The sequence below is a fragment of the Allobosea spartocytisi genome (assembly GCF_014764685.1).
In the GTDB taxonomy this organism is placed as follows: domain Bacteria; phylum Pseudomonadota; class Alphaproteobacteria; order Rhizobiales; family Beijerinckiaceae; genus Allobosea; species Allobosea spartocytisi.
This window is the reverse complement of sequence record NZ_JACXWY010000034.1, coordinates 1-13,896: the sequence shown is the minus strand read 5'-3', so window position 1 is coordinate 13,896 and position 13,896 is coordinate 1. Positions and strand designations below refer to the sequence as shown.

Below are 13,896 nucleotides of genomic sequence, written 5' to 3'. Positions count from 1 at the left end.
ACCATGGCCGGCTCTTGTAAGGAAGGCGAAACCCCCTCATATTCCCTCCATCGCGATGATTGTGCGCGAGGACGGGTGGCATTGCGTGCCTTCCGTCGTCCGAAACTACGTCAGGGGAAACTCGCTCGATGAGCAACTTCGACCGCAATGCTCCAGTCTGGGGTGCCGGCCGCGCACAGCAGACCAGCGCCGTCGAGATGGATCAGGGCCTGCGCTCGTTCATGCTCGGCGTCTACAACAACATGGTGATCGGTCTGGCGATCTCGGCGCTGTTCGCGCTGGGCGTCAACAAGATGGCCGTCACCGACCAGGCCAACGCCGTCGCGCGTATCGGCAACACCTATCTCACCTCCTTCGGCCAGCTGATGTACGGCACGCCGCTGATGTGGGTGTTCGCGCTCGCGCCGCTGGCCTTCATCTTCTTCTTCTCGTTCCGGATCGACCGGATGTCGGCCTCCTCGGCCCGTTCCATGTTCTTCGCCTTCGCGGCGGTCATGGGCGTCTCGATGTCGACGCTGCTGATCCGCTACACCGGCGCCTCGGTGGTGCAGGTGTTCTTCATCACGGCGGCGGCCTTCGGCGGCCTCAGCCTCTACGGCTACACCACCAGCAAGTCGCTGTCGGGCATGGGCTCGTTCCTGGTCATGGGCCTGATTGGCCTGATCCTGGCCTCGCTCGTGAACATCTTCCTCGCCTCGAGCGGGCTCGGCTTCGTGATCTCGCTGGTCGGCGTCGGCATCTTCGCCGGCCTCACCGCCTGGGACACCCAGCGTCTGAAGGAGATGTACCTCTCCTCGGACATGAACCCCGAGGAAGCCGCGAAGCTTTCGGTCAACGGCGCGCTGTCGCTGTACCTGAACTTCGTCAACATGTTCCAGTTCCTCCTCTCGCTGCTCGGCAACCGCGAGTAAGCGAGCGAGACGGACCTGCTCCTTCCACGGAGCCGACATGCCCCGGCCGCAAGGCCGGGGCATTTGTTTTGGCACGGCCGTTGCTCAATCTGCAGGCATGACACTGCCTTCGATCCGCCCGGCCGCCCCTGTCGACATTCCCGCCATCGCGGCCATCTACGCCCATGCGGTGTGCAACGGCACCGCCTCCTGGGAGCTCGACCCGCCGGGCGAGGCCGAGATGCTGCGCCGCCTCGAAGCGACCCTGGCCGGCGGTTATCCCTATCTCGCCGCCGAGCGCGATGGCGCCCTGCTCGGCTATGCCTATGCCGGGGCCTACCGCCCCCGCCCGGCCTATCGCGCCACTGTCGAGAACTCGATCTACCTCGCGCCCGCCGCGCAGGGGCTCGGGATCGGCAGCCTGCTGCTCGATGCGTTGATCGCCGAATGCACGCAGCGTGGCTTCCGCCAGATGATCGCCGTCATCGGCGACGGCACCGGCGCCTCGATCGGCTCGCGGCGCCTGCATGAGAAGGCGGGTTTCCGGCTGATCGGGGTCGCCGAGAAGGTCGGCTTCAAGCATGGCCGCTGGCTCGACCAGATGCTGATGCAGAAGGAGCTCGGCGAGGCCGACCGCTCGCCGCCGGGCTTCTGATCTCAGTTCACGATGCTGAGCTGCCTGTCGAGCACCCTGAGCACGCGCGACAATTCCGAGCCGCGCTTCAGGATCAGCCCCGTCGCCGCCACCACCGAATAGGCTCCCTGCCGGCGCGCCAGCGCCGGGTCCTTCACGATGCGGTAGAGCGGCATTTCGGAGGAGCGGCGGAAGACCGAGAACTGCGCCTTGTCCTTCAGGAAATCGATGGCGTAGTCGCGCCACTCACCGGCCGCGACCATGCGGCCATAGAGATTGAGCAGTTCGGAAAGCTCGCGTCGATCGAAGGTGACGGTGGTGGGCCGTGCCGGCGCCGGAAAACTCACGACGGCGTCGGCCGGCCGCGATTGTGGCGTTTCGCTTTCGCTCATGGCGCCTCCCCGCTCCGGTGGATGAAACGCGAACTCGACATGCCGCGATGATGCGCCCGCGATAGCGAGCTGGCAAGGGACACCGCACCGGCAGCGGAGATCGCCCGCCGCCGCTCCTCGCGGCTTCGTCAGCAATGCCGCAATTTCGCCGTCAACGCGCCAACGACCCGCCAAGTTGCGCCGCTCAATTACGGTCGTTGCCTCGACGGCCCGGTTCTGCTGAGCCCCGGCTTGTCAGCCCCCAGCCCCCCGGAGTTCCGGTGGAGCCGGGCCATCGGGTCGAGGCCAACTAGCGGCTGGCATTGCGCCGGCCGTTTTCTTTTTGGGCCTCAGCGCGCCTGCCGGTGATAGTCCGCATTCGGGCGCATATCGACCGCCGAGGCCATCCGGTTCGACATGTTGTAGAAGGCCGCCACCGCGCCGATGTCCCAGATGTCGCGCTCGCTGAAGCCGGCTTCGCGCAGCACCGCGCGATCCTCCTCGCCGATCAGATGCGGCGTCTCGGTCAGCTTCACCGCGAAATCCAGCATGGCGCGATGGCGCCTGGAAAGCGCGGCCGCGCGGTAGTTCATCACCATCAGCTCGCCGAGCACGGGATCGCCCGAGAGCTGGCGCACCGCGGCGCCATGAGCGGTGAGGCAGTAATAGCAGCGGTTCACGCTCGACACCGCCACCGCGATCATCTCGCGCTCCAGCTTCGAGAGCCCCGAGGGCGCCAGCATCAGGTCGTTGTAGAAGGCGGCGAAGGCCGAGAGCTTGGCGTCGTCATGGGCATAGGACGCCAGCACATTCGGCACGAAGCCGAGCTTTTCCTGGCATTTCTCGAAATAAGCTTGATTCTCCGCCGAAAGCGCGCCCGGATCGAGAGCGAGCGCCATCACGGCCGGCGGAGCATCCTGCTTCGCAGGTTCCTCTCCGACCTTTGGTTTGTCATGCTTCGTCGCCATGGTGCGTCCTGTCTTGGTCCGGGAACAGCAATTTTGCCGCTTTGTTGGGCAAGGCAAAGTTGAAAGGCCGTGCAGCCTATGTCATCGCTGCGGCAAAACAACGGGGGTTGAGCATGGGCAAGCGGGTCACGAATGCCACGGCCGCGGCGGTTGCCGCCATTGAAGCTGCTGCCGCCGGGCTGAAATCGCCCATGCCCGCCGAATTTCCAAGGCTGCTCTACGGTCGCTCCGTCGCCGAGGATCTCGAAATCCTGCCGCCGGAGCTGCTCGCCCGCGCGGCAGCGGCTGCCTATGAGCACCTCACCGAGCCGCGCGAGCCCGAGACGATCAATCTGCGCTTCCGCGACGACGAGTTCGAGGCGGATGGCCGCAAGCACCAGATCACGATCCTCGAGGTCGTCAACGACAACAAGCCGTTCCTGCTCGATTCGACGCTGGCGGAATTGCAGGACCAGGGCTACGAGCCGCGCCTCGTCGCCCACCCGATCCTGGCCGTGGCCCGCGACGCCAAGGGCCGATTCGTCTCGCTCGCCGGTGAGGCGGCAGGCAGGGCGCCGGAAGGGACCCGTCGCGAGAGCCTGATCCATATCCATCTCGACCGAATCGATTCGGCGGAGGCGCGCCAGCGCCTCGAGCATGGGCTCGGCCAAGTCTATGCCGATGTCGGCCTCGCGGTCGACGACTGGGCGGCGATGCGCGGGCGCATCACCGAGGTCATCCAGGCCTATCGCGCCAATCCGCCGCCGCTGCCCGAGGACGAAATCGCCGAGGCGCTGCAATTCCTCGAATGGATCGCCGGCGACAATTTCACCCTGCTCGGCGCGCGCGCCTATCGTTTCCCCGGCGGCGACGTCGCCGCCGACCCGATCGAGGGCTCCGGCCTCGGCATCCTGCGCGACCCCGCCGTCAAGGTGCTGCGCCGCGGCCGCGAGCTGGTGACGACCACGCCCGAGATCCGCGCCTTCCTGGCCCGGCCGCAAGCGCTCATCATCACCAAGGCCAACGTCAAGAGCCGCGTCCACCGGCGCGTCCATCTCGACTATGTCGGCGTCAAGCTGTTCACGCCGGAAGGGCGGCTCGACGGCGAATTGCGCATCGTCGGCTTGCTGACCTCGAACGCCTATACCGGTTCGGCCCGCGCCATCCCCTATCTGCGCCTCAAGGTCGCCCGCGTCGCCAAGAATATCGGCTTCGACCCGGCAAGCTATTCCGGCCGCGCCCTGCTGAACGTGCTCGATGCCTATCCGCGCGACGAGCTCTTCCAGATCGACGTGCCGACGCTGGAGCAGTTCGCGCTCGACATCCTGCAGCTCACCGAGCGGCCGCGCATCCGGGCGCTCGCCCGTGTCGATGAGTTCGACCGCTTCGTCTCGATCCTCGTCTTCATCCCGAAGGACCGCTACGACACCAATGTCCGCCTGCGCGTCGGCGAATTCCTCGCCCGCGTCTATAACGGGCGGATCTCGGCTGCCTATCCCGCCTATCCGGAAGGGCCGCTGTCGCGCACCCATTACATCATCGGCCGCGACGAGGGGAAAACGCCCCGGATCGACCGCGCCACGCTCGAAGCCGGCATCGGCGCGATCGTCCGCACCTGGAGCGACGGGCTGAAGGACGTCCTCGACCAGGAGAAGGCCGGGCCCGCCGCCCGCGCGCTCGCCGAGCGCTATGCCGCCGCCTTCGGCGCCGCCTATCGCGAGCGCTTCTCCGCCACGGATGCACTGATCGACATCGAGATGCTGCAGCAGCTCTCGGCGGAGCGTCCGCGCGCCGTCAATCTCTACCGCCGCGAGGGTGACGCGGCGACGCGCGCCAATCTCAAGGTGTTCTCGCGCGGTGGCGCGATCTCGCTCTCGGCTCGCGTCCCGCTGCTGGAGAATATGGGTTTCCGCGTCGTCAACGAGCGGACCTACAACGTCCTGCCGCAGGGCAATGGCGGCGCGGGCGAGGACGTCCGCGTCTGGCTCCACGACATGACGCTGGAGCGCGCCGACGACGGCGAGATCGACATCGAGCATCTCGACCCGACCATCGAAGCCGCGCTGATGGCGCAGTTCCGTGGACTCGCCGAATCGGACCGCTTCGACCAGCTCGTGCTCGCCGCCGGCCTCGGCTGGCGGGAAGCCGCGCTGCTGCGCGCCTTCGGGCGCTATCTCCGGCAGGTCGGCGCGCCCTATGCGCAGGGCTACATCGCCGACGCGCTGACGCGCCACCCCGGCATCGCCGCCGACCTCGTCGGCTATTTCACCGCCAAGTTCGATCCGCGCATCAAGCCGGAGGAGCGCGAGCAGCGCATGGCGCAGAAGCGCGCCGAAATCGAGGGCGCGCTCGACGCCGTCACCAGCCTCGACGAGGACCGCATCCTGCGTCGCCTGGTCAATCTGGTCGATGCCGCGCTGCGCACCAACTTCTTCCAGATCGGTCCGGACGGCCAGCCGCGCGGCACCATCACCTTCAAATTCGACTGCGCTCAGGTCGACGGCCTGCCGCTACCGCGCCCGCTCTACGAGATCTTCGTCTATTCGCCGCGCGTCGAGGGCATTCATCTGCGCTTCGGCAAGGTCGCGCGCGGCGGCCTGCGCTGGTCCGACCGCCCGCAGGATTTCCGCACCGAGGTGCTCGGCCTGGTCAAGGCGCAGCAGGTCAAGAACGCGGTGATCGTCCCGGTCGGCGCCAAGGGCGGCTTCGTGCCGAAGCAGCTTCCGCCGGCATCCGATCGCGCCGCCTGGCTCGCCGAGGGCACCGAGAGCTACCGCATCTTCGTCCGCAACCTGCTCGAGCTCACCGACAATCTCGACGGCGAGACCATCGTGCCGCCGCCGGACACGGTGCGTCATGACGGCGACGACCCCTATCTCGTCGTCGCTGCCGACAAGGGCACGGCGACCTTCTCCGACACCGCCAACGCGATCTCGCTGGAGAAGCATCACTGGCTCGGCGACGCCTTCGCCTCCGGCGGCTCTCAAGGCTATGACCACAAGGGCATGGGCATCACGGCGCGCGGCGCCTGGGAAGCGGTGAAGCGCCATTTCCGCGAGGTCGATGTCGACATCCAGACCTCGCCCTTCACCGTCGCCGGCGTCGGCGACATGTCGGGCGACGTCTTCGGCAACGGCATGCTGCTCTCGCCCGAGATCAAGCTCGTCGCTGCCTTCGACCACCGCGACATCTTCCTTGATCCCGATCCCGATCCGGCCAGCTCGCTGGCCGAGCGCCAGCGCCTCTTCGCCCTGCCGCGCTCGTCCTGGCAGGACTACGACAAGAGCCTGATCTCGAAGGGCGGCGGCATCTTCTCGCGCCAGGCCAAGAGCATCCCGCTCTCGGCCGAGATCCGGGCGCTGCTCGACCTCGACAAGAAGGAGGTCTCGCCGCCCGAGCTGATGACCGCGATCCTGAAAAGCCGTGTCGACCTGCTCTGGTTCGGCGGCATCGGCACCTATATCCGCGCCACGGACGAGAGTGACGCCCAGGTCGGCGACCGCGCCAACGACGCGATCCGCATCGCCGGCAACGATCTCCGGGCCCGCGTCATCGGCGAGGGCGCCAATCTCGGCGTGACCCAGCGCGGCCGCATCGAGGCGGCGCGCAAGGGCGTCAAGCTCAACACCGACGCCATCGACAACTCCGCCGGCGTCAACACCTCGGACGTCGAGGTCAACATCAAGATCGCGCTCGCCAACCCGGTGAAGGACGGCCGCCTCAAGGAGGAAAAGCGCAACGAACTGCTCGCGGCGATGACCGACGAGGTCGGGCTGCTCGTCCTGCGCAACAACTACCTGCAGACGCTGGCGCTCTCGCTCACCGAGGCCAAGGGCGTGGCTGCGACGCCCGGCCTGCGCTTCCTGATGCAGACGCTGGAGCAGGACGGCCGGCTCGACCGCGGCGTCGAGTTCCTGCCGAGCGACGCCCAGCTCGTCGAGCGCGAGAAGCGCGGCGAGGGGCTGACGCGGCCGGAACTCTCCGTGCTGCTGGCCTATGCCAAGCTCGCGCTGCACGACGCGCTGCTCGAATCGAGCGTGCCGGACGACCCCTATCTCGCCACCGAACTGGTCCGCTATTTCCCAAAGGCGCTGCGCGACGCCTATCCGGACGAGATCGCCGGGCACAGGCTGCGCCGCGAGATCGTCGCGACCCAGCTCGCCAACGCCATCGTCAATCGCGGCGGGCCGGCGCTGGTCCCGATCCTGGCGGCGCTGACCCGTTCGGAGGTCCCGGCCATCGCCGCCGCCTACGCGATCGCGCGCGATTCGTTCGATCTCATCGGCCTCAACGGCGAGATCGACACGCTCGATGCGAAGATTCCCGGCAAGACCCAGCTCGGCCTCTATGCCGCCGCACAGGAGCTCGTCATCGACCGCATGGGCTGGTTCCTGCGGCGTGGCGCGGCCAAGCCTGGCACGATCGAGCAGACCATCGCGCATTACGCCAGGGGTGTTACCGATCTCTCGGCCGAGCTCGATGCGCTGCTGCCGGAAGCCGCCGCCCAGGCGCGGCTCGCCCGCATCGCCGTCCTCTCCTCCGAGGGCGTGCCAGAGGCGCTCGCCACCCGTGTCGCCAGCCTGCCCTCGCTCGCCCAGGCGACGGATATCGTCGACATCGCCGAGCGCAGCAAGCGCAAGATCAGCGATGTCGCCCGCATCCATTTCGGCGTCGATGCCTTCTTCGGCCTCTCGAATCTCGAGGCGGCCGCAGCGGCGGTGCCGGCGACGGACGACTATGAGCGTCTCGCCCGCGAACGGGCCGTGGAGACGCTCGACGACGCCCATGCGCAGATGACGCAGGAGATCGCCTCCTCGGATGGCGGCAAGGGCTCGCTCGAAAGCTGGCTCGCCGAGCGCGGCCAGGATGTCGAGCGCACCCGCAGTACGATCAACGCCATCGCCACCTCGGGCCTCACCCTGCCGAAGCTGATGGTCGCGGCCGGGATGCTGGCCGACCTGCCGCGCAAGAGCTAAGGAAGCCGCATGACCAACGAAACCGACACGACCACCCGAGTCGATCCCAAGCTGCTCGAGATCCTGGTCTGCCCGCTGACCAAGAGCACGCTGGAATACGACGCGGCGAGGCAGGAACTGATCAGCCGCGCCGCGAAGCTCGCCTACCCGATCCGCGACGGCATCCCGATCATGCTGCCGGAAGAGGCTCGCCCGCTGGAGGATTGAAGCCGCGTCGCTAGCTCCTCTCCCTTGTGTTAAGATGTACACACGACAACACAGGAGTCGGAACGATGGCTGCGACGGAAACGATGACGATTCGGGTTTCGGCCGAGACGAAGCGCAAGCTGGAGCGAATCGCGACCGACACCCGGCGCAGCAAATCCTTCCTCGCGGGCGAGGCGGTGTCAGCCTATGTCGACCGCGAGCTTGAGATCATCGAGGGGATCAAACGCGGCTTGGGCGACGTCGAGGCCGGACGGGTCTTCGCGCACGACCAGGTCACCGCCGAGGCTCGCCAAATCGTCGCGGATGCGAGGCTGAGGAAGGCCGGCCGAGGATGAGGCCCGTCATCTGGTCGGACGATGCCAGACGCGACTACCTCGATATCCTTCGATACATCGCCGAAGACAACCCCGACGCGGCTGAGCGGGTCGTCGATGCCATCGAGCAGGCCGGGAACGAGCTCGGTGATTTCGCGACCGGACGGCCGGGACGCGTGAGTGGCGTCTACGAGAAACTGGTTCCCCGCCTGCCCTACATCCTGGCCTATGCGCTCGCGCTCCAGGGCGGCCGCGAGGTCGTCGCGATCCTGCGCGTCATTCACACCGCGCGCGACTGGCCTGAGGAGGACTGGCCAGGCTGAGCGGGCGCGCTCAGAGCGTCTCGCCCCGCAACAGCCGCGGCGGCGCACCGGCGACACCGGCGGCCTCGCGGATGAAGAAGCGCTTCAGCCCCGGCAGCCGATCGACCAGCCCGAGCCCGAGATCGCGTGCCAGCCGCAGCGGCGTCGCATCGTTCGAGAACAGCCGGTTGAGCCCGTCCGTCACCGCACCCATCGCGACCGTGTCGAAGCGGCGCGCCGTCTCGTAATCCTCGAGCACGTCGAGCGCGCCGGCATCGAGCCCGAGGCGCGCGGCATCGACGATGACCTCCGCCAGCGCCGCGACATCCTTCAGCCCGAGATTGAGCCCCTGTCCCGCGATCGGGTGGATGAGATGGGCGGCATCGCCCAGCAGCGCGAACCTTTGGTCGACGAAGCGCCGCGCCACGCCGAAGCCGAGCGGATGGGCGCTCACCGGGCTCTCCAGCGTGATCTCGCCGAGCTCGAACCCGAAGCGCATCTCGATCTCGGCCAACATGTCCTGCGCATCGAGCGACAGCAGCGGCGCGACGTTGCCGGTCCTCTCCGTCCAGACGATCGAGGAGCGGTGGCCGAGCCTGCCGCCGTCGCTGAGCGGCAGGATGGCGAAGGGCCCCGAAGGCAGGAAGTGCTCGACCGCCCTGCCGTGATGCGGCCGCTCATGGCCGATCGTCGCGACGATGCCGGATTGCGGATAATTCCAGCCGACCCAGCCGATCCCGGCCTGCTCGCGCAGCCGCGAGCGGGCGCCATCGGCCGCGACCAGCAGCGCCGCCTTGTCCTCGGCACCATCGGCGAAGGTGATCGCGACAGCCTCGTCCTCGACGGCGAAACCGCGCACGCCGACCGGCCTCAGATCGACCCCGGCCCGCTCGCAGGCGGCCTTCAGCTCCGCCACCAGCGCGGCATTCTCGACCATATGGGCGAAAGGCTGGCCGGGCTCGACCTCACCGTCGAAGGTGAGGAAGATGGGCCGGACGGCATCGTTCGTTCGGCTGTCCGAGATCACCATCTCCATCATCGCCTGGGCGTGGCCGGAGACCGCTTCCCAGACGCCGAGCGTCTCCAGCATCGAGCGGGCGCCCGCCGCCACCGCATAGGCGCGGTTGTCGGGCTTGGGAGCGGCGTTCACCCCCGGATCGGCCAGCACCACCGCGAAGCCCGCTCCGAGCGCCTGCTTCAAGGCGAGCGCGAGACTCAATCCGGCGATGCCGCCACCGGCGATGACGATGCGCATGCTTGCGTCCGGCACGACGGCCATTCTGCTTCTCCCTGGATCGCCGCGCGTCCTGCCGGACGCGATAACCGTGATCTATCCATTTGTTATCGCATCGGATTCTTCCGAAAAGCGGTTTCCACTTTTCGGCCCGACGCCATGGCGGCCCGCTTGACGAGGCAAGCCGCCTCGGTGCTGATGCGGGTAAACCCGGCTGTTCCTCTGCGGGCCGCCGATGCCAACGTCAACCCGACCGCGATACGGCCTCATGTCACAGCAGATCAGCGCTTCCCTGACGGCGATCCTCGACCTCGAGCAGCTCGAAAGCAATCTGTTCCGCGGTCGCAGCCCGAAGTCGACCTGGCCGCGCGTCTTCGGCGGCCAGGTGATCGCGCAGTCGCTCTATGCCGCCTGCAAGACCGTGGAAGACCGCCAACCGCATTCGCTGCATGCCTATTTCCTGCTGCCTGGCGACCCGGAGATGCCGATCGTCTATGAAGTCGATCGCCTGCGCGACGGCCGCTCCTTCACGACGCGGCGCGTGCTCGCCATCCAGAAGGGCGAGGCGATCTTCGCCATGTCGGCCTCCTTCCAGGTCGATGAGCCCGGCTACGAGCACCAGATGCCGATGCCGGACGTCCCGATGCCCGAGGACTTGCCGGATCGCGAGGAGATGGCGAAGACCGTGCTGCCGCATATGCCGGATGCGGTGCAGGCCTATTACCAGCGCAAGCGGCCGATCGAGATCCGCCCCGTCGAGCTCGAGCGCTACCGCACCGGCGGCAAGATGGAGCCGAAGTTCAACGTCTGGATCCGGGCGATGGAGACCCTGCCCAACGAGCCAGCCCTGCATCGCAGCGTTCTCGCCTACGCCTCGGACCTCATGCTGCTCGATTCCAGCCTCATCGCGCATGGCACGACCGTTTTCGACCAGAAGATCCAGGGCGCGAGCCTCGACCACGCACTCTGGTTCCACCGCCCCTTCCGCGCCGATGAATGGCTGCTCTACGCGCAGGACAGCCCCTCGACCTCGGGCGCGCGCGGCTTCTCGCGCGGCCTCGTCTTCGACCGCGAGGGGCGGCTGGTGGCCTCCGTGGCGCAGGAAGGCCTGATCCGCCCACGGCCGGATCGCGCCTGACGCCTTTTCAGGCAATTGCATAACGAGAAAGCAAATGCCTATCGAATAGGCGCTCCAGATTCGATTTTCGGCTGATCTGTGCCTGATTCCCCCGCCCGGAGGCTGACGCCGGCCCGCGGAGCGCTTTGGCACGTCCCTTGAATTATGCGCTGCGTCGCACTGCGCATCGCAGGGCGGGCGAGGCGCAACGAGTTCGCCGGGGCTGACGACCAGGCGGCGTAAAGGGGAAACCCAGCAGATGAAAATCGTGATGGCGATCATCAAGCCGTTCAAGCTGGAGGAGGTGCGCGACGGGCTCACCGCCATCGGCGTGCACGGCCTGACAGTGACTGAAGTGAAGGGCTATGGCCGGCAGAAGGGTCATACCGAGATCTACCGCGGCGCCGAATACGCCGTGAGCTTCCTGCCCAAGATCAAGATCGAGGTGGCTGTCGCCGACGAGCTCGTCGGCAAGGTGATCGAGGCGATCACCGCCGCCGCCCGTACCGGCCAGATCGGTGACGGCAAGATCTTCGTCTCCTCGATCGAGAAGGCGGTGCGCATCCGCACCGGCGAGACCGACGGCGACGCCCTCTGAGCCCCCGACCCTTCAGGAGTTTCAAGCAATGAATTTCAGGACTTCCCTGCGGGCCGGGCTGACCGGCCTCACGCTCGCCGCGCTCTGCGCCGGCGCGGCCCTGGCCCAGACGGCGGCTCCCGAGGCGCCGGCGGCCGCCGCCGCGGCCGTGCCCAACAAGGGCGACACCGCCTGGATGCTGGTGTCCTCGCTCCTCGTCCTCTTCATGACGCTGCCGGGGCTGGCGCTGTTCTATGGCGGCCTCTCCCGGACCAAGAACATGCTCTCGGTGATGACGCAGATCACGGCGATCGCCGCGATCATGTGCATCGTCTGGGTGATCTACGGCTACAGCCTCGCCTTCACCTCGGGCGGCTCGCTGACGAGCTTCATCGGCTCCTTCTCCAAGGCCTTCCTCGCCGGCGTGACGCCGGATTCCACCTCCGACACCTTCACCAAGGGCGTCGTGATCCCTGAATACGTCTTCATCTGCTTCCAGATGACCTTCGCGATGATCACGCCCGCCCTGATCGTCGGCGGACTGGTCGAGCGCATGAAGTTCTCCGCGATGATCCTCTTCGTCATCCTCTGGGGCACCTTCGTCTACTTCCCGATGGCCCATATGGTCTGGTTCTCGGAGGGTTACCTCTTCACCCTCGGCGCGCTCGACTTCGCCGGCGGCACGGTCGTCCACATCAATGCCGGTATCGCGGCGCTGGTGGGCGCGCTCCTGGTCGGCAAGCGCATCGGCTACGGCAAGGAGCTGATGTCGCCGCACTCGCTGACGATGACCTTCATCGGCACCGCAGTCCTGTGGGTCGGCTGGTTCGGCTTCAATGCCGGCTCCAATCTCGAAGCCACCGGCGGCGCCGCGCTCGCCATGATCAACACCTTCACGGCCACGGCCGGAGCGGGCCTCGGCTGGCTCTTCATCGAGTGGATCGTCAAGGGCAAGCCCTCGCTGCTCGGCATGCTCTCGGGCATCGTCGCCGGCCTCGTCGCCGTCACCCCGGCCGCCGGCCTCATCGGGCCGATGGGCGCGATCGTGCTCGGCGCCGTCGCGGGCATCGTCTGCTTCTTCTTCTGCACCACGGTGAAGAACGCGCTCGGCTATGACGACTCGCTCGATGTCTTCGGCGTCCACGGCGTCGGCGGCATCATCGGCTCGATCGGCACCGGCATCTTCGTCGCCCCGGCACTCGGCGGCGTCGGCGTCGCCGACTACGCCATGGGCGCGCAGGTCTGGAAGCAGTTCGTCGCGGTCGCCGTCGCGGTCGTCTGGTGCGGCGTCGGCTCCTTCATCCTCTACAAGATCGTCGATGTCGTCGTCGGCCTGCGCGTCACGCCCGATCAGGAGCGCGAGGGCCTCGACATCGCCGAGCATGGCGAGCGCGCCTACAACATGTGATCATCGCTCAGCGATTCACGTGAAACCGACCCCGGCGTGAAACCGCCGGGGTTTTTTCATGTCTGTGCACTGCCGCAAGATCGACGTGCTTCAAGGTTAAGCGGGCCTTAACCACAGCTTCCTAACGTGGAGGATATGGCCGGCATGATGCGGCCCAAAGCCCGGAATACGACTCGAAGCCGCATGCGCACCATCCGCCGCTCCCGATCGCTTATGGACCGCCTGCCCGATCCGGTGCGGGAGTTCCTGTCGCGCCGCGCCGCCGAGCTGACCGGGCTGGGGCTGCTCGCGCTGATGGCGGTCGTCGCCCTGGCCCTCGCGAGCTGGTCGGCCAACGATCCGAGCCTCAACAACGCCACCAATGGCGCGGTCCGCAACTGGCTCGGCCGTCCGGGCGCCATGATCGCCGACCTGCTGATGCAGCTCGTCGGGCTCGGCGTCATCGCCCTGCTCTTCCCGCCGATGATCTGGGCGTTGCGGCTGGTCCGCTTCCACCTCTTCGACCGCGGCGCGCTCAAGCTCGGCCTCTGGGTCGTTGGCGTCGCCGCCGCTGCCGCCGTCGCCAGCGCCCTGCCGGCGACGCCGCGCTGGCCGCTGCCGACCGGCATGGGCGGCGTCATCGGCGACGGGCTGCTCTTCGGCACCCGCAACATCGCAGGCATCGCCGGAGGCGCCGTCGCGAGCCTCGTCGGCTTCCTTTATGCCGGCATCGCCATTCTCGCCGTCACCGCCGCCGCCGGCTTCGGCTTCGTCCATGACGAGGATCCGGCCCTCGACGACGAGGCCGATGACGGCCTCTCCGATGGCGAGGAGCGCGGCGACGAGGAGCCCGGCATCGCCGTCATCCTGATCGGCTGGCTCGCCCATGGCGCGATGGCGCTGCGCGCGGCGATCCTGCGCCGCCTGCCCCACCCGCCCG

The 13,896-nt window shown here is 67.5% G+C and carries 13 protein-coding genes; 10 read left to right on the top strand and 3 right to left on the bottom strand.

Annotated elements, in window-relative coordinates; translation table 11 throughout:
* The first annotated feature begins 128 nt into the window (after positions 1 to 128).
* Both IED13_RS26685 and IED13_RS26680 read left to right on the top strand, forming a co-directional pair.
* The gene (locus IED13_RS26685) at positions 129 to 911 is read left to right on the top strand and encodes a Bax inhibitor-1/YccA family protein (protein WP_112765112.1); all 783 of its coding nucleotides are present in this window, start codon (positions 129 to 131) and stop codon (positions 909 to 911) included.
* A gap of 97 nt (positions 912 to 1,008) precedes the next feature.
* Entirely contained in the window at positions 1,009 to 1,545 is a 537-nt protein-coding gene (locus tag IED13_RS26680; protein ID WP_038358161.1) for a GNAT family N-acetyltransferase, read from the top strand.
* A 2-nt stretch (positions 1,546 to 1,547) separates the two neighbouring features.
* On the opposite strand, the gene IED13_RS26675 is transcribed toward IED13_RS26680, so the two are convergent.
* Together IED13_RS26675 and IED13_RS26670 are read right to left on the bottom strand one after the other, a co-directional pair.
* A complete protein-coding gene (locus IED13_RS26675; RefSeq protein ID WP_191125964.1) occupies positions 1,548 to 1,916 on the bottom strand; it encodes a DUF2794 domain-containing protein in 369 nt (122 codons plus the stop codon).
* Positions 1,917 to 2,245: 329 nt separating this feature from the next.
* Positions 2,246 to 2,794, bottom strand: a complete 549-nt coding sequence (locus IED13_RS26670) for a peroxidase-related enzyme (RefSeq protein ID WP_112765123.1) — start codon at positions 2,792 to 2,794, stop codon at positions 2,246 to 2,248.
* A 182-nt stretch (positions 2,795 to 2,976) separates the two neighbouring features.
* On the opposite strand from IED13_RS26670, the gene IED13_RS26665 reads away from it, so the two are divergent.
* The 4 genes from IED13_RS26665 (at position 2,977) to IED13_RS26650 (ending at position 8,662) form a co-directional block, all read left to right on the top strand.
* Positions 2,977 to 7,818, top strand: a complete 4,842-nt coding sequence (locus IED13_RS26665; protein WP_191125963.1) for an NAD-glutamate dehydrogenase — start codon at positions 2,977 to 2,979, stop codon at positions 7,816 to 7,818.
* Positions 7,819 to 7,827: 9 nt separating this feature from the next.
* On the top strand, positions 7,828 to 8,025 hold the full coding sequence (locus IED13_RS26660; RefSeq protein ID WP_038358169.1) for a Trm112 family protein: 198 nt from the start codon (positions 7,828 to 7,830) through the stop codon (positions 8,023 to 8,025).
* Positions 8,026 to 8,090: 65 nt separating this feature from the next.
* On the top strand, positions 8,091 to 8,360 hold the full coding sequence (locus tag IED13_RS26655; protein ID WP_191125962.1) for a CopG family ribbon-helix-helix protein: 270 nt from the start codon (positions 8,091 to 8,093) through the stop codon (positions 8,358 to 8,360).
* Positions 8,357 to 8,662, top strand: a complete 306-nt coding sequence (locus tag IED13_RS26650; RefSeq protein ID WP_191125961.1) for a type II toxin-antitoxin system RelE/ParE family toxin — start codon at positions 8,357 to 8,359, stop codon at positions 8,660 to 8,662. The genes IED13_RS26655 and IED13_RS26650 overlap by 4 nt, the downstream gene beginning before the upstream one ends.
* A gap of 10 nt (positions 8,663 to 8,672) precedes the next feature.
* Here the strand turns inward: IED13_RS26650 and IED13_RS26645 are convergent, their stop codons facing one another.
* Positions 8,673 to 9,920: a ubiquinone biosynthesis hydroxylase gene (locus IED13_RS26645; RefSeq protein ID WP_191125960.1), complete on the bottom strand. Its 1,248-nt coding sequence runs from the start codon at positions 9,918 to 9,920 to the stop codon at positions 8,673 to 8,675.
* A 223-nt stretch (positions 9,921 to 10,143) separates the two neighbouring features.
* Between IED13_RS26645 and tesB the strand changes: the two genes are divergently transcribed.
* The 4 genes from tesB to IED13_RS26625 all read left to right on the top strand — a co-directional run.
* Entirely contained in the window at positions 10,144 to 11,013 is an 870-nt protein-coding gene (gene tesB, locus IED13_RS26640) for an acyl-CoA thioesterase II (protein ID WP_191125959.1), read from the top strand.
* Positions 11,014 to 11,251: 238 nt separating this feature from the next.
* Positions 11,252 to 11,590 (top strand): P-II family nitrogen regulator, encoded by a 339-nt coding sequence (locus IED13_RS26635; RefSeq protein WP_038358178.1) that lies wholly within the window; start codon positions 11,252 to 11,254, stop codon positions 11,588 to 11,590.
* Positions 11,591 to 11,618: 28 nt separating this feature from the next.
* Entirely contained in the window at positions 11,619 to 12,977 is a 1,359-nt protein-coding gene (locus tag IED13_RS26630) for an ammonium transporter (protein WP_112765107.1), read from the top strand.
* 213 nt (positions 12,978 to 13,190) lie between these two features.
* Positions 13,191 to 13,896 (top strand): DNA translocase FtsK 4TM domain-containing protein (locus tag IED13_RS26625; RefSeq protein WP_191125958.1); only part of this gene is annotated, 706 nt, incomplete at its 3' end.